Source organism: uncultured Bradyrhizobium sp., assembly GCF_947648125.1.
Lineage (GTDB): Bacteria > Pseudomonadota > Alphaproteobacteria > Rhizobiales > Xanthobacteraceae > Bradyrhizobium.
In genome coordinates, this window is the sequence record NZ_CANSMR010000011.1 from 112,051 (window position 1) to 128,055 (window position 16,005).

The following is a 16,005-nucleotide window of genomic DNA, read 5'->3' on the forward strand; positions in this document are numbered from 1 at the left end:
AAGCGCTAACGCGCACCGCGAACCGTGCTAAGACGCACCTCGCATGCGGTTCTCCGTCACCACCTGGAACATCAACTCGGTGCGCCTGCGCATCGACATCGTCGCCAAATTCCTGAAGAGCGCGCGGCCGGATGTGCTGTGCCTGCAGGAGACCAAATGCATCGACGATGCGTTTCCGGCCAAGCGCTTCAAGCGGCTCGGCTATGAGCACGTCGCGCTGAACGGGCAGAAGGGCTATCACGGCGTCGCCATCGTCTCGCGCCTGCCGTTCGAGACCACCGACATCAGGACGTTCTGCGACAAGATCGACTCACGGCACATTTCGGTTTCCTTCGGCGAGAAGGCGCAGCTCTCAAAGCCGCTGGTGCTGCATAATTTCTACGTGCCGGCCGGCGGCGACATTCCCGATCCCGCGCTCAATCCGAAATTCGAGCACAAGCTGCAATTCCTCGACGAGATGAAGGCTTGCGAGCCGCTGCACCCGCGCGGCGACGACCGCCACATCCTGGTCGGCGACCTCAACGTCGCGCCGCATGAGCACGACGTGTGGTCGCATAAGCAGCTGTTAAAGGTGGTCTCGCACACGCCGGTCGAGACCGAGAAGCTGCTCGCAGCGCAGGCGCATGGCGAGTGGTTCGACGTCGCGCGCGAGCGGATTCCGATGTCGGAAAAGGTCTACACTTGGTGGAGCTATCGCGCCGCGGACTGGACCGTCGGCGACCGCGGCCGCAGGCTCGATCACATCTGGGTCTCGCGCGCGCTGAAGGATCAGGTCAGCGACTTCAAGATCACCCGCGACGCCCGCAGCTGGGAGCGGCCGTCGGATCATGTGCCTGTCACGGCGGTGATGGAGGTTTAGTTCGCGCTGTCGTTCCCGCGAACGCGGGGACCCATAACCACAGCGCTCCGAAACTGGCAAAGCCGTCGACCCGCGTGCCTAAAGAGAGGCCGCGGCGTATGGGTTCCGGATCGCGCTCGCGATGCTCGCTTGTCCGGGACGACAGCGGCTACGTGCTCAGCTTCCCGCCCGCGATCAAAATATCGCTCGCCAGCTGGCTGGTGCGCAGCGCGAGCTCGTCGCGCAGCCGGCGGGCCGCGGCCGGATCGCTTTCCAGCACGCGCTGGAACAGGCTGCGCGCGACGCGGATCACCGAGCCGCGCTCCAGCGCGGTCGCGGTCGAGGGCCGTTTCATCGCGACGATCAATGCGAGCTCGCCGATCAGCGCGCCGGGACCGGCGATGATCTCGGCGCCGCCTTCCTCGACCCGGAACGTGCCGCGCTGCACGACATAGCCGGCGTCGGCGGCATCGCCGACATTGAACAGCACCTCGCCTGCGTTGAAGTCACGTTGCTCGGAGCCGATCGCCAGCATGCGCAAGGAGCTGTCGCCCAACAGACGCATCGTCGGAACCCGCTCAAGCAGGGCTACGTCATCATCGATCGACATTCAGGGCCGGTAACCGCGGTGCGCCTCGATTTCACGAATCGTTGAGCGCGAAGCGTATCACGGCACCAGCTTGTAGCCACCGGCTTCCGTCACCAGGATTTCCGGGTTGGCGGCGTCCTTCTCGATCTTCTGGCGGAGGCGGTAGATGTGGGTTTCCAGCGTGTGGGTGGTGACGCCGGAGTTGTAGCCCCAGACTTCCTGGAGCAGGGTCTCGCGCGACACCGGCATCTGGCCGGCGCGGTAGAGGAAGCGCAGGATCGCGGTTTCCTTCTCGGTCAGCCGCACTTTGCGGGCATTGGCGCCGGTGAGCATCTTCGAACCGGGCCGGAACGAGTAGGGGCCGACCGAGAACACGGCGTCCTCGCTGGCCTCGTGCTGGCGCAGCTGCGCCCGGATCCGGGCCAGCAGCACCGCGAAGCGGAACGGCTTCGCCACATAGTCGTTGGCGCCGCTTTCGAGGCCAAGGATGGTGTCGGAATCGGTATCATGGCCGGTCAGCATGATGATCGGGGCCTTGAAGCCGCCCTTGCGCAGGCTGCGGACCACTTCGCGGCCGTCGGTGTCGGGCAGGCCGACATCCATCAGGACCAGATCGGGGGAATTGGCTTTGGCGGCAGTGGCGCCCTTGGCGCCGGTGTCGACTGCCGAGGCTTCGAATTCCTCGTGCAGGGACAGCTGCTCGACCAGCGTATCGCGCAGATCGGTATCGTCATCCACGATCAAGATCTTGCGGGCATTGGCCATAGGTACAATCCTTCGGGGGCGGGGCGGTCAGAAGCGGGGGACGCTTATGGCCGTAGCATCGGCTAGATACGTCCTCAGGTAGGCCATCGTTACCGATTCACAAGGCAACGCAGTCTACCTCAAATCCGGCGGGGCAGGACGTGAATGTCCTGTAATGCCGGGAGATAGAATGTTTGGGGCTTCCAAGGCAAGTTCAGTTTTGAACGATTCTTAAAGGAAGATCAGCTATTTCAATCACTTATATGACAGCGAAACGTGATCGCCCGCTCTCCGCCATCGAGGTCCGCAGCGCCGCCGGCGATCCGCGCCGGGGCTGGCTGACCGCCGATGGCTGGACCGTTCCGGTGGCGCTCGGACGCGGCGGAATCCTCGCCAACAAGCGCGAAGGCGACGGCGGCACGCCGCGCGGCATATTCCATCCCAGGCAGCTCTGGTGGCGTGCCGACCGGCACCGGCGTCCCGTAACCTTCCTGCCGGCCCGGCCGATCCGCCGCGAAGACGCCTGGTGCGAGGACCCGGCCGATCGCCATTACAACCAGCCGATCCGGCTCGACCGGGAGCAGGGGGGCGACCGCCTGACGCGCGAGGATCACCTCTACGACTTCATTGTCGAGATCGATCACAACGCCGCGCCGCGCATCGCCGGCCGCGGCAGCGCCGTGTTCCTGCATTTGGCGCGGCCGAATTTCGGGCCGACCGCGGGCTGCATCTCGATGACCAAGGCGTCGATGCTGCGGCTGCTGCGACGGATGTCGCCGCAGACCAGGATCATCATCGGGTAAAGTTCTGGAATAGCTGAGCATCGGTTTTCCCACGCGACAAACGCGACGCGCTTGTGCTGAGATCGTGCGCAACGCAGAAAATTCCCGCGGGGACGAAAACGCATGCTCGACAACAACCAGATCGCCGCCGCCGCCAAAGTCCTGCACGATCACTGGCACGCGGGAACAAAACTCGCTGCGCTCGACAGCACGATGCGGCCGCGCGACCGCGCCGAGGGTTACGCGGTGCAGGCCCAGCTGGAAAAGACGTCGCGCGAAAGACTGTTCGGCTGGAAGATCGCGGCGACCAGCGAAGCCGGCCAGAAACACATCAATGTCGCAGGCCCGCTGGCCGGGCGCATCCTCGCCGAAACATTGATCGCGGATGGCGGCACCGCATCGATGAAGGGCAACGAGATGCGCGTCGGCGAGCCGGAATACGCCTTCCGCATCGCGCGTGATCTCGCGCCGCGCGCGACACCGTACAGTGTAAGGGAAGTGCTCGATGCGGTCGGCACGCTGCATCCCGCAATCGAGATTCCGGATTCGCGCTTCACCGATTTCACATCCGCCGGCGAGGCCCAGCTGATCGCCGACAACGCCTGCGCGCATCTGTTCGTGCTCGGACCTGCAACATCGGCCGACTGGCGCGCGATCGATCTGGTCGAGGAGCGTCCGACCATCACGCTGCGCGGCGAACGCTACATCGGCCACGGCAAGAATGTGCTCGGCGATCCCCGTGTGGCACTCGCCTGGTGCGCCAACGAACTGCGTGCGCTCGGGCTGACCTTGCGGGCAGGGGAGGTCGTCACCACCGGTACCTGCCATCCGCCGCTGCCGATTCAGGCCGGCGATGTGTTCGCGGCCGATTTCGGCGCGATCGGAAAAGTGTCGGTGAAGTTCGCGTAGGCTGCGCGCTCACCGCACACACCAACGTCGTCCCTGCGAAAGCAGGGACCCATAACCACCGAAGTCAGTTGTTGTGCACCGATCGAACCGCGTGCCCTTTGCGATGGCCGCGGAGTAATGGGTTCCTGCTTTCGCAGGGACGACAGTTAGTTGTGCGCCACCGTCCGCGTCCCGAAGATCGCCGAACCTACCCGCACATGGGTCGCGCCCATCTGGATCGCCACCGCGAAATCCGCGCTCATGCCCATCGACAGATTCTTTAGCCCGTTGCGCGCGGCGATCTTGGCGCAGAGCGCGAAATGCGGTGCCGGCGCCTGGTCGACCGGCGGGATGCACATCAGCCCTGAAATCTGCAGGCCATAGGTGTCGCGACATGCCGCGATGAAGGTACCGGCGTCCCGTGGCGCGACGCCGGCCTTCTGCGGCTCCTCGCCGGTATTGATCTGGACGAACAGCTCCGGATGCTTGCCTTGATTTTTGATTTCCTTGGCTAACGCTTCGCAAATGCTGGCGCGGTCGACCGAATGGATCGCGTCGAACAGCGCGACCGCCTCCTTGGCCTTGTTCGACTGCAACGGTCCGATCAGATGCAGCTGCAGGCCCGGATGAGCCTGGATTAATTCCGGCCACTTACCCTTGGCTTCCTGCACGCGGTTTTCGCCAAATACGCGCTGTCCGGCGCGAATAATCGGCAAAATTGCGTCGGCCGCAAAAGTCTTTGACACCGCGATCAAGGTCACCGAGGCGCGGTCGCGCCGCGCTTCCTTGCAGGCGTGCGCGATCTCCTGCTCCACGGCGGCGAGGCCGCGTGGTGAATCAGCCGATAGCGGCGCGGTCGGGCTTTGTGTCATGCTTGTGCCGTTCTCTGACAGACGCGGGGGGTTGGCTCGAATTTTACCAAATTCGGGAAAGGCTTTTTGAAGCCCTTCACTCTACCTTGCGCCCGGGCAAGGGACCAGAATGTCGGGCGTCACTTTCAACCGCAACCGGGTCAAACTCAAGAAGGTTCTGGGCATTCGTGCCCGGCTCGCCTTGCTTGCGTTGATGCTGGTCGCGCCCTTGATGCTCGATCGCGTGCGCACGCTGGAGAATTTCCGCTCAACGCAGATCGCGCAGGCCGCAGCAGGCTATGCCAATCTCACCGCGCATGCCGCCGAAACCCAGCGCGAGGTGGTCTCCTCGGTCGAGACCATGCTGAAATCGGCCGCCTATATCCGCGCCTCCGGCGGCATCGGGCAGAGCTGCGAGGTGCTGCGCGCCAGCCTGCCGACGATCCTGCCCTGGATCCGCAGCATCATGTTCGTCTCCAGGGACGGGCTGGTGCAGTGTTCCACGCTCAACAGTCAGGTCGGGCTCAATCTCGGCGACCGCGAATATTTCAAGAAGGCGCAGGACAACCGCGGCTTCGTGTTCAGCGACTATCTGCGCGGCAGGACCAATGGCCGCCCGATGATGATGGCCGCCTATCCGGTGGCCGCGATCAATCCGGAGCTCGACTCCATCGTCGTTGCCGGCATCAACATCGACTGGCTGTCGCAGATCATGGCCAATCTCGGCGGCCAGCCCGGCATGTCGGCCGTGCTGGTCGACTCGACCGGCGTCGTGGTGGCCGCGCCCACCGATCATGCAAGCCTGATTGGCCGCTCGCTCGACACCATCCCCTTGATGTCCGCAATTGCGGAGAAGGCGCTGAGCTATGACGAGCCATCAGGCTCGGTGTCGTTCACGGCCTCCGACGGCGCGCAGCGCACGCTGAGCTTCGCCCGCATCGCCGGAACGCAATCCCGCCTGATCGTGAGCATGGATGAGGCCAAGGTGACGGCGGCGATCAGCCGCGAGATCCGCACCGCCTATCTGCAGCTAGGCTTCGTCTGCCTTTTTGTGCTGCTTGGTGCCCTGGTCGGCGCGGAGCGGCTCGTCATCCATCCGATCGAGCTGATGACCAGCATGGCGCGGCGCTTCGGCGAGGGTGACTGGACCGCGCGCGTCGCCAAGCACAAGCTGCCGGCGGAATTCGTGCCGCTGGCGCGCGCCTTCAACGCAATGGCGGCGCAGCTCAGCCAGCGCGAGCGCGAACTCGTGGCGTCCAACGACCGCCTCACCGTGATGGCTTCGATCGATGCGCTGTCGGGCCTTGCCAACCGCCGCGGCTTCCAGAGCCGGCTCGATTTCGAGTGGATGCGGGCGCAGCAATATGAATGCGAGCTGTCGCTGATGATGATCGATGTCGATCACTTCAAGCTCTACAACGACACCTACGGCCATCCCGAAGGCGACGTCTGCCTGACCCGGATCGGCGAGACGCTGGCCGGGATCGCCGCCGACACCATGGGCTTTGCCGGCCGCTATGGTGGCGAGGAATTTTGTTTGTTGCTGCCGAACACCGATGCCGCGCATGCGCTCGCAATCGGCGAGACCGTGCGCACCGCAGTGCTCGGCCTCGCCGTGCCGCACGCCCCCTCGAGCCATTGCATCGTCACCGTCAGCGTCGGCGTCGCCACGACCAAGCCGAACGAGACCCAGCGCCCCGGCGACCTGATCGAAGCTGCGGATGCCGCCCTCTACGCCGCCAAACGCCGCGGTAGGAATGCCGTGATCGAGCACGGGTTCCTGCAGACGCTGGATGAAGCCGGGATGGCGCTGGCGAGTTGAGCGGCGTCGCGAGGACGCGGAACTATGACCACCGGCGACGCCACACGTTCAGGTGTCGTCCTGGCGAAGGCCAGGACCCATTACCCCCGCTGGTCATGATTGCGGAGAGCTGGGGCCACGGTCCGTTATGCCAACAGAACCCTGTGGTTATGGGTCCTGGCTTTCGCCAGGACGACGGAGGAGGCTGAGGGCGGCGCCCCCTGCGATGGCGCAGGGCGGCTGCGCGACCGGATCGGGCCTTTGGCGGCCCCCAAGCCGTTGACCCCGCAGGCGCTTTTGTGGCCTAGTCCGCCGTCCCCGAACGGGACCCGAAAATCACCCAAGCCACCCAGAATCCCTGCGATTTCATGACCGCCGAACGCTACAACGCCCGTGAATCCGAACCCCGCTGGCAAGCCACCTGGGACGAAAAGGCGATCTTCGCCTCCAAGAACGACGATCCGCGGCCGAAATATTACGTGCTCGAGATGTTCCCGTACCCGTCGGGGCGCATCCATATCGGCCATGTCCGCAACTACACGCTCGGCGACGTGCTGGCCCGCTTCATGCGCGCCAAGGGCTTCAACGTGCTGCATCCGATGGGCTGGGATGCGTTCGGCCTGCCAGCGGAGAACGCCGCGATCGAGCGCAAGGTGGCGCCGAAGGCCTGGACCTACGACAACATCGCCGCGATGAAGAAGCAGCTCAAGTCGATCGGGCTGTCGCTCGACTGGAGCCGGGAGTTCGCGACCTGCGATCCCAGCTACTACAAGCATCAGCAGAAGATGTTCCTGGACATGCTGCGCGCCGGCCTCGCCGAGCGCGAGAAGCGCAAGCTGAACTGGGATCCGGTCGACATGACCGTGCTCGCCAACGAGCAGGTGATCGACGGCCGCGGCTGGCGCTCGGGCGCCGTTGTCGAACAGCGCGAGATGAGCCAGTGGGTCTTCAAGATCACGAAGTACTCGCAGGAGCTGCTGGAGGAGCTGGACGGTCTCGACCGCTGGCCCGACAAGGTGCGGCTGATGCAGCGCAACTGGATCGGGCGCTCCGAGGGCCTGTTGATCCGCTTCGTGCTGGATCCGGCGACCACGCCGGCGGGCGAAAACGAGCTGAAGATCTTCACCACGCGGCCGGACACGCTGTTCGGCGCAAAATTCATGGCGATCTCGGCGGACCATCCGCTGGCGGTAGCCGCTGCGGCAAAGAATCCAAAGCTCGCCGAGTTCATCGCCGACATCAAGAAGATCGGCACCGCGCAGTCGATCATCGACACCGCCGAGAAGCAGGGTTTCGACACCGGCATCAAGGCGGTGCATCCGTTCGATCCGAGCTGGAAGCTGCCGATCTATGTCGCGAACTTCGTGCTGATGGAATACGGCACCGGCGCGATCTTCGGCTGCCCGGCACACGACCAGCGCGACCTCGACTTCGTCAACAAATACGGCCTCGGCAACGTGCCGGTGGTCTGCCCCGAGGGCCAGGACCCGAAGACGTTTTTCATCACCGACACCGCCTATGACGGTGACGGCCGCATGATCAATTCGCGCTTCCTCGACGGCATGACGATCGACGCGGCGAAGGAAGAGGTTGCGAAGCGCTTGGAGAGCGAGCTGCGCGCCTTGCCTGGAGAAGGAAGGTTGGCGCCGGTCGGCGAGCGGCAGGTGAACTTCCGTCTGCGCGACTGGGGCATTTCGCGCCAGCGCTATTGGGGCTGCCCGATCCCGGTGATCCACTGTCCGACCTGCGACGTGGTGCCGGTGCCCGACGACCAGCTGCCGGTGACGCTGCCGGAGGATGTCAGCTTCGACAGACCGGGCAACGCGCTCGACCATCACCCGACCTGGAAGCACGTCAACTGTCCGAAGTGCGGCGGCAAGGCGGTGCGCGAGACCGACACGATGGACACCTTCGTGGACTCGTCCTGGTACTTCGCGCGCTTCACTGACCCATGGAACGAGACCGCGCCGACCACGCCCGCGGTCGCCAACCGGATGATGCCGGTCGACCAGTATATCGGCGGCGTCGAGCACGCGATCCTGCATCTGCTCTACAGCCGCTTCTTCACCCGCGCGATGAAAGCCACCGGCCACATCGACATGAGCGAGCCGTTCGCCGGCATGTTCACCCAAGGCATGGTGGTGCACGAGACCTACCAGAAGGCCGACGGCAGCTGGGTCATGCCGGCCGAGGTGAAGATCGAGGTCGGCGGCAACGGCCGCCGCGCGGTGCTGCTGGCGACCGGCGAGGACATCGCAATCGGCCCGATCGAGAAGATGTCGAAGTCGAAGAAGAACACCGTCGACCCCGACGACATCATCGCGAGCTACGGCGCTGACGTCGCGCGCTGGTTCATGCTGTCGGACTCGCCGCCGGACCGCGACGTGATCTGGAGCGACGAGCGCGTGCAGGGCGCCTCGCGCTTCGTGCAGCGGCTGTGGCGGCTGGTGAACGAATCGGCCGAGATCGCCAAAGCTGCGCCGGCGGCCCGGCCGGGCACCTTTGGGCCCGAGGCGCTGGCGTTGCGCAAGGCCGCCCATGGCGCGCTCGACAAGGTGTCGTCCGGGATCGAGCGGCTGCATTTCAACGTCTGCCTCGCCCATATCCGCGAATTCGCCAATGCGCTGGCCGAGGTGCTGGCGAAGGGTGACAAGCCGGCGCCGGACGTCGCCTGGGCCGTCAAGGAAGCCGCGACCATCCTGGTTCAGCTGTTCTCGCCGATGATGCCGCATCTGGCCGAGGAGTGCTGGGTGGTTCTGGGCCAGTCCGGGCTGGTTTCCGAGGCCGATTGGCCGCAAATCGAACGCGATTTGCTGGTCGAAGACAGCGTGACCCTGGTCGTCCAGGTCAACGGTAAAAAACGAGGTGATGTTACCGTGCCACGGGCGGCGCAAAATGCGGATATAGAGGCTGCCGTTTTGGCGCTCGATGCGGTAAAAGCCGCACTGGGCGGCAAACCCGTCCGCAAGGTGATCGTGGTGCCCATGAGGATCGTCAATGTTGTCGGCTAGGATCAGGATCGCCGCCCGGCTCGTGGCCGTGGCAGCCTTGGCCGCGCTGACGGCCGGTTGCTTCCAGCCGATGTATGCCGAGCGCACGCTCGACGGTCAGTCGTCCGCCTTGCGCGAAAAGCTGATGGGGGTCGAGGTTCCGCCGGTCGACAAGGCGAACGCGTCCCGCGAGGCCCGGGTCGGCGTCGAGGTCCGCAACGCGCTGGCCTTCAAGCTCTACGGCACCGCCACCGGCGCGCCGCCGACGCACCGGCTGGTGCTGCGCTTCTATACCAGCCGCTCCTCGCTGATGATCGACCCGACCACCGCGCTGCCGACCAGCGAGAACTACGGCATCGATGCCCAGTTCAACCTAATCGAGATCGCCTCTAACAAGTCGGTCATGACCGGCACCACGTTCTCGCGCGTGTCCTATGACATGCCGGGCTCCTACCAGCGCTTCACCCGGACCCGCGCCCTCCGCGACGCCGAGGACCGCGCCGCGCAGGAGATCGCCGACAACATCCAGACCCGCCTCGCCTCCTTCTTCTCAGCCGGGACCTGATCGCCGCATTGGTCGCGCTTCGCGGAAAAGAGATCGACAGCTTCCTCGCCCGGCCTGACGCTGGTCGCCCGATCATCCTGCTTTACGGCCCGGACCTCGGCCTGGTGCGCGAGCGCGCCGACGCGCTGATGGCATCCGCGGTCGACGATCCCAACGACCCATTCTCGCTGGTGCGGCTCGATGGCGACGAGCTCGCCGCCGAGCCGTCGCGGCTGGTCGACGAGGCCATGACAGTGCCGCTGTTCGGCGGCCGCCGCGCCATCCGCGTCCGCGCCGGCTCGCGCAATTTCTCGAGCGGCGTCGAGACGCTGACCGAGACCACTGCGCTGAGGGATTGCCGGATCGTGATCGAGGCCGGCGAGCTCAGGCCGGAATCGCCGCTGCGCAAGATCTGCGAGCGCGCCAAGAATGCGGTCGCGATCGGCTGCTATCCCGACACCGAACGCGACCTGACCAAGCTGATCGAGGACGAGCTGCGCGTCTCCAACCTGCGGCTCGCACAAGATGCGCGCGCGGTGCTGATGTCGCTGCTCGGCGGAGACCGCATGGCCTCGCGCAACGAGCTGCGCAAGCTTGCGCTGTTCGCGCACGGCAAGGGCGAGATCACACTCGACGACGTGATGACCGTGGTCTCCGACGCCTCCGAGCTGAAGCTCGATCCGATCGTCGACGGCGCCTTCGCCGGCAATGCCGCGCTGGTGGAAAGCGAGTTCACCAAGGCGATGGTCGCCGGCACCTATCCCGGCGTGATCATCTCGGCCGCGCAGCGCCAGGCGGCATGGCTGCACAAGTCGGCGCTCGCGATCGCGGACGGCACGCCGGCGTCAGCCGTGCTCGAGGGCGGATTTCCGCGGCTGCACTTCTCGCGCAAGCCGGCAGTCGAGATCGCGCTGCGCAATTTCACACCGCCGCGGCTGGTGGCCGTGATCGACCAGCTCGCCACCGCGGCACTCGACATGCGCAAGCAGGCCGCGCTCGCCGCCGTCATCGCCCAGCGCGCGCTGCTCTCGATTGCGGCGAACGCGAAGCGGCGGGGGTGAGACGAAACGTTGAAACAACCGTCACTGCGAGCGAAGCGAAGCAATCCATCGCTCCGCACGCGCGGAAGGATGGATTGCTTCGTCGCGAGCTCCTCGCAATGACGATGGAGGCAGGCCCGCGGGGCTAGCCGCCTTCCAGCCGCCGCACCACCTCGTCGAGCTGCTCGAGGTTGCGGTAGCTGATCTGGACGGTGCCACCGGGATCGCGATGGCTCACGGTGACGGCAAGGCCGAGCGCATCGCTGACGCGCTTCTCCAGCGCCAGCGTGTCGGCGTCCTTGTCGACCTTGGCCGCAGCGCTGCTCCGCGCCTTCTGCGGCTTGCGCTCCGGCACGCCCTCCTCATGCGCCAGCGCCTCGGCCTGGCGGACGTTGAGGCCCTCGGCGACGATGCGCTTCGCGGCGGTGAGCGGATCGGGCACGCCGATCAGCGCGCGGGCGTGGCCGGCGGAGAGATCGCCCTTCGAGATCAGCGCCTGCACCTCGGCGGGAAGCTTGGTCAGCCGCATCATGTTGGCGACATGGCTGCGGCTCTTGCCGACGATCTTGGCGATGTCTTCCTGGCCGCGTTTGAACTCGTCGGCGAGCGCGTGATAGCCGAGCGCCTCCTCCATCGCGTTGAGATCTTCGCGCTGGACGTTCTCGATGATCATGATCTCGAGCGCATCGGAATCGCTGACCTCGACCGGCACGATCGGCACCTCGTGCAGGCCGGCGAGTTGCGAAGCGCGCCAGCGGCGCTCGCCGGCGATGATCTCGTAGCGGTCCTGCACGCCCTTGATCGCGCGCACCACGATCGGCTGGATCACGCCGCGCGCCTTGATCGAATCGGCGAGCTCGCCGAGCTCGGTGTCGGCGAAGCTGCGCCGCGGATTGCGCGGGTTGGCCTTGAGGAATTCGATCGGCACCTTGCGCTGCGTGCGCGGCCGCTCGACATGCGCGGCCGCCTCGCCGCCGACATCTCCGATCAGGCTTGCCAGCCCGCGCCCCAGTCGCGAACGCGCTTCATCGGCCATTGTTGCGAGCTCCCTTGGATTCACACGCAGTACTCCAGACTTGAATTTCAGAATCACAGGATGGGTCGCGCGCCGCGAAACCCATCGCTCTCATTATGCGTAATGATGGGGTTCGCTTCACGGCACCCATCCACCACATCGTCAATGCGCGCGCAGCTCGCGCTCGCGCTGGATCACTTCGGTGGCGAGCTTGAGATACGCATCGCTGCCGGCGCATTTGAGATCGTAGACCAGGACCGGCTTGCCGTAGGACGGCGCTTCCGAGATGCGCACGTTGCGCGGGATCATGGTGTCGTAGACCTTGTCGCCCATGAACTGGCGCACGTCGGCAACCACCTGGTTGGAGAGGTTGTTGCGCGAGTCGAACATGGTCAGCACGATGCCGTGGATCGACAGGGTCGGATTGAGCGTCGAGCGCACCTGCTCCACGGTCTGCAGCAATTGCGACAGACCTTCGAGCGCGAAGAACTCGCATTGCAGCGGCACCAGGATCGCGTCCGACGCTGCCATCGCATTCACGGTGAGCAAGTTGAGCGAGGGCGGGCAGTCGATCAGCACGTAGGTGTAGTCGGCTTCCGGCGAGACGTTGTTGTTCAGCCCGGCGATCGCATCGCGCAGCCGGAAGGCGCGGCCGGGCGTGGTGCCGAGCTCGAGCTCGAGGCCGGAGAGATCCATGGTGGAGGCGGCGATGTGCAGGCGCGGCACCGCGGTCGCGACCACGGCATCGCGCAGCGGCGCTTCGCCGATCAGGACGTCGTAGGTCGAGCAGTTGCGGCTGCGGCGATCGATGCCGAGCCCCGTCGAGGCGTTGCCCTGCGGATCGAGATCGACGATCAGGACACGCTCACCAATCGCAGCGAGTGCGGTACCAAGATTGATCGCTGTGGTGGTCTTGCCGACGCCGCCCTTCTGGTTGGCGAGCGACAGGATGCGCGGGTGACCCGGCGCTTGGAGTGCCTTATCCCCTTGATAAACCTCGTCCATCACAGTCATACCAAAATACCGTTTGCTCTTGCGGAGTTCCCCTAGCGCCGCTCGATTGACCCGAGTTCGACGATCCAGCCCTGTCCGCCGGTCCGGCTGGCGTGTAGCTTTGGCTCAATATTCCAATATTTAGTGGCCTCGGTCAATTCGGCCTCTACATCTTGACCCTTCAAAAACAGCGCCTTGGCGCCTTTTTTGACCCACGGCTCCGCGAAGCCGATGAGTTGATGTAACGGAGCCAGCGCCCGCGCGGTGACGCAATCGATGGGGCCCGCGATTCTATCCACAGTATCCCCGATATCAGCCAGGTGCACAGTCCCCGGCGACGCCGTGACCCGTATCGCCTCGCGCAAGAATGCAGCCTTCTTGGCGATTCGCTCAACCAGATGGATCCGTGCGCCGGATGTCTCGGCCAACGCACAGGCCAGCACGACACCGGGAAAGCCACCGCCGCTGCCGAGATCGACCCAGGATTTTGCTGAGGGTGCGAGGCTCAGAAGCTGCAGCGAATCGGACACATGCCGGGTCCAGAGATTCGGAAGCGTGGAGGGCGCGACGAGATTGGTCTTGGCCTGCCACTCCAGCAGAAGTGCGATGTAGCGATCGAGCCGCGCCTCCGTTTCACGTGAAACAGGCGTGAGTGCGAGCGCCGCGGCCTTGTCCTTGGCGGAGACGCTGAGTTCGGCAGATTGCGGGGCTGGAGCCATTTTGGGAGCAGGGCCGTTTGTTTGACGTGAAAGCCGGTGGTGAGGCCGACGCGCGGCGCGTTGGTCGATTCGACTTCACAAAGGATAGGCGCTCAATCCCCGTGTTTCACGTGAAACGTCAGGCGGTGGCCTTGGCCGATTTCCGTCGCGCCTCGCGCCGTAGGTACGCCGCCAGGATACCCAGCGCCGCCGGCGTCATGCCGTCGATCCGGCCCGCCTGCCCGACCGTCCGCGGCTGCGCCTTCTGCAGCTTGGCGCGCGCTTCGTTCGACAGACCGGGTACGTCGGCGTAGTCGACATCGGCCAGGACCAGGCCCTCGTCGCGCCGGAACGCGTCAACGTCGGCGGTCTGGCGCTTCAGATAGACATCGTATTTGGCATCGATCTCGAGATGCACCGCGATCGCAGGGTCAATGGCCGACAGCTCCGGCCAGATCGCCTGGACCGCGGGCCATTCGATCTCCGGATAGGCCAGCAGTTCGAAGGCGGATCGGCGATGACCATCGCGATTGAGTGCCAGCCCATGCTTGGCGGCCTCATTCGGCGTGATCAGGAGCGACTTCGCCAAGGTTTTGGCTGCGTCCAGCGCCGCCATCTTCCCCCGGTGACGGTCCGCTCGTGCCGTACCGACGCAGCCGAGCGCGATACCCTTGTCGGTCAGCCGCTGGTCGGCATTGTCGGCCCGCAGCGTCAGCCGGTACTCGGCCCGCGAGGTGAACATCCGATAGGGTTCGGTGATCCCGCGGGTCACGAGATCGTCGATCATCACACCGAGATAGCCGTCGGCGCGGTCGAACACGATCGGGTCGGTCCCGCTGGCGGCCAGCGCGGCATTGAGCCCGGCAACGATGCCCTGCCCCGCCGCCTCCTCGTAGCCCGTGGTGCCGTTGATCTGGCCGGCCAGGAAAAGTCCGCGCAGACGCTTTGTCTGCAGGGTCGGATCGAGTTCACGGGGATCGACGTGGTCGTATTCGATCGCATAGCCGGGCCGGACCATCTTCACCCGCTCAAGCCCGGGGATGCTGGCGAGGATCGCGAGCTGGACCTCCTCCGGCAGCGATGTCGAGATGCCGTTGGGATAGACCGTGCTGTCGTCGAGCCCTTCCGGCTCCAGGAAGATCTGGTGGCCGTCGCGGTCGCCAAAGCGGACGATCTTGTCTTCGATCGAGGGGCAATAGCGGGGTCCAGAGCTCTTGATCTGGCCGGAATACATCGGCGAGCGATGCACATTGGCCCGGATCACCTCATGAGTCGTTGGCGTGGTGCGGGTGATGCCGCACTGGATCTGCGGGGTCGTAATCCGGTCCGTCATGACCGAAAACGGCTCCGGAGGCTCGTCTCCGGGCTGCATTTCGACCGCGGACCAGTCGATCGTGGTGCCGTCGAGACGCGGAGGCGTCCCGGTCTTGAGCCGGCCGAGCACAAAACCTGCCCGTTCGAACGAGGCAGACAGACCCATGGCCGGCGCCTCGCCGACCCTGCCTGCCGGCCAGTTCTTCTCGCCAAGATGAATCAGACCACGCAGGAAGGTGCCGGTGGTGATGACGACCGCACCCGCTGAAAGCTGGCGGCCATCGCCCAAGCGAATGCCGGTCACACGCCCATCAACGACAATCAACTCATCCGCTTCGCCCTCGATGACGCTGAGGTTCGCAGTCTCTGTGATCGCCGCCTGCATCGCGGCCGCATAGAGCTTGCGGTCGGCCTGGGCCCGGGGCCCGCGGACCGCCGGACCCTTCCGGCGATTGAGCATGCGAAACTGGATGCCGCCGGCGTCGGCAACCCGGCCCATCAGACCGTCCAGCGCGTCGACTTCGCGGACCAGATGGCCCTTGCCGAGGCCGCCGATCGCGGGATTACAGGACATCGCGCCGATGGTCGCGAAACGATGGGTCACTAGGGCTGTCTTCGCGCCCATCCGGGCAGCCGCACTCGCGGCCTCGCATCCGGCATGGCCGCCGCCGATGACGATGACGTCGAATGAGTCTGCCCTGATAGTCATGGCGGGACTTCTATCGTGGAGTGATGAAAGCCGGAAGAACGAAGTTAGGACGCTGGTTCGAGAACCGATTCAGTCGAGATATGGATTGCGTCGCTTCGCTCGCAATGACGGGGCGGAGTTGTTTCACGTGAAACAGTCCGGTCGGGCCGCAGTAATTGTTTCACGTGAAACGGGAGGCGGCTTCCTTAACCAGATCGAAACCATGTTTC

The 16,005-nt window shown here is 65.1% G+C and carries 14 protein-coding genes; 7 read left to right on the top strand and 7 right to left on the bottom strand.

Annotated features, from left to right (window positions below; all coding sequences use genetic code 11):
• Window positions 1–43 precede the first annotated feature (43 nt).
• Window positions 44–859 carry an exodeoxyribonuclease III gene (locus Q0030_RS20640; RefSeq protein WP_298371059.1) on the top strand — a complete coding sequence of 272 codons (816 nt, stop codon included), beginning with the start codon at window positions 44–46 and terminating at the stop codon, window positions 857–859.
• 148 nt (window positions 860–1,007) lie between these two features.
• On the opposite strand, the gene Q0030_RS20645 is transcribed toward Q0030_RS20640, so the two are convergent.
• Window positions 1,008–1,448, bottom strand: a complete 441-nt coding sequence (locus Q0030_RS20645) for a cyclic nucleotide-binding domain-containing protein (RefSeq protein WP_298371062.1) — start codon at window positions 1,446–1,448, stop codon at window positions 1,008–1,010.
• 57 nt (window positions 1,449–1,505) lie between these two features.
• Window positions 1,506–2,192, bottom strand: coding sequence for a response regulator transcription factor (locus Q0030_RS20650; RefSeq protein WP_016841446.1), 687 nt, complete (start codon window positions 2,190–2,192; stop codon window positions 1,506–1,508).
• 242 nt (window positions 2,193–2,434) lie between these two features.
• On the opposite strand from Q0030_RS20650, the gene Q0030_RS20655 reads away from it, so the two are divergent.
• Together Q0030_RS20655 and Q0030_RS20660 are read left to right on the top strand one after the other, a co-directional pair.
• The gene (locus tag Q0030_RS20655; RefSeq protein WP_298371065.1) at window positions 2,435–2,974 is read left to right on the top strand and encodes a L,D-transpeptidase family protein; all 540 of its coding nucleotides are present in this window, start codon (window positions 2,435–2,437) and stop codon (window positions 2,972–2,974) included.
• 102 nt (window positions 2,975–3,076) lie between these two features.
• Window positions 3,077–3,862, top strand: a complete 786-nt coding sequence (locus Q0030_RS20660) for a fumarylacetoacetate hydrolase family protein (protein WP_298371068.1) — start codon at window positions 3,077–3,079, stop codon at window positions 3,860–3,862.
• A gap of 146 nt (window positions 3,863–4,008) precedes the next feature.
• Here the strand turns inward: Q0030_RS20660 and Q0030_RS20665 are convergent, their stop codons facing one another.
• Window positions 4,009–4,713 carry a YggS family pyridoxal phosphate-dependent enzyme gene (locus tag Q0030_RS20665; protein WP_298371070.1) on the bottom strand — a complete coding sequence of 235 codons (705 nt, stop codon included), beginning with the start codon at window positions 4,711–4,713 and terminating at the stop codon, window positions 4,009–4,011.
• Window positions 4,714–4,822: 109 nt separating this feature from the next.
• Between Q0030_RS20665 and Q0030_RS20670 the strand changes: the two genes are divergently transcribed.
• The 4 genes from Q0030_RS20670 to holA all read left to right on the top strand — a co-directional run bounded on the left by Q0030_RS20670 (window position 4,823) and on the right by holA (window position 11,088).
• Window positions 4,823–6,514 (top strand): diguanylate cyclase, encoded by a 1,692-nt coding sequence (locus Q0030_RS20670; protein WP_298371073.1) that lies wholly within the window; start codon window positions 4,823–4,825, stop codon window positions 6,512–6,514.
• Between the two features lie 347 nt (window positions 6,515–6,861).
• Entirely contained in the window at window positions 6,862–9,504 is a 2,643-nt protein-coding gene (gene leuS, locus Q0030_RS20675) for a leucine--tRNA ligase (RefSeq protein ID WP_298371076.1), read from the top strand.
• Window positions 9,491–10,048 carry an LPS assembly lipoprotein LptE gene (gene lptE / locus Q0030_RS20680; RefSeq protein ID WP_298371078.1) on the top strand — a complete coding sequence of 186 codons (558 nt, stop codon included), beginning with the start codon at window positions 9,491–9,493 and terminating at the stop codon, window positions 10,046–10,048. The genes leuS and lptE overlap by 14 nt, the downstream gene beginning before the upstream one ends.
• A gap of 8 nt (window positions 10,049–10,056) precedes the next feature.
• Complete coding sequence (gene holA, locus Q0030_RS20685; RefSeq protein WP_298371081.1) at window positions 10,057–11,088, top strand: DNA polymerase III subunit delta; 1,032 nt, start codon at window positions 10,057–10,059, stop codon at window positions 11,086–11,088.
• 124 nt (window positions 11,089–11,212) lie between these two features.
• On the opposite strand, the gene Q0030_RS20690 is transcribed toward holA, so the two are convergent.
• The 4 genes from Q0030_RS20690 to mnmG form a co-directional block, all read right to left on the bottom strand.
• Entirely contained in the window at window positions 11,213–12,103 is an 891-nt protein-coding gene (locus tag Q0030_RS20690; protein ID WP_298371084.1) for a ParB/RepB/Spo0J family partition protein, read from the bottom strand.
• A gap of 141 nt (window positions 12,104–12,244) precedes the next feature.
• Window positions 12,245–13,096 (bottom strand): ParA family protein, encoded by an 852-nt coding sequence (locus Q0030_RS20695; RefSeq protein ID WP_298371087.1) that lies wholly within the window; start codon window positions 13,094–13,096, stop codon window positions 12,245–12,247.
• A 32-nt stretch (window positions 13,097–13,128) separates the two neighbouring features.
• Window positions 13,129–13,794, bottom strand: a complete 666-nt coding sequence (gene rsmG, locus Q0030_RS20700; RefSeq protein ID WP_298371090.1) for a 16S rRNA (guanine(527)-N(7))-methyltransferase RsmG — start codon at window positions 13,792–13,794, stop codon at window positions 13,129–13,131.
• A 118-nt stretch (window positions 13,795–13,912) separates the two neighbouring features.
• Window positions 13,913–15,796 carry a tRNA uridine-5-carboxymethylaminomethyl(34) synthesis enzyme MnmG gene (gene mnmG, locus Q0030_RS20705; protein WP_298371092.1) on the bottom strand — a complete coding sequence of 628 codons (1,884 nt, stop codon included), beginning with the start codon at window positions 15,794–15,796 and terminating at the stop codon, window positions 13,913–13,915.
• Between the last annotated feature and the right edge of the window lie 209 nt (window positions 15,797–16,005).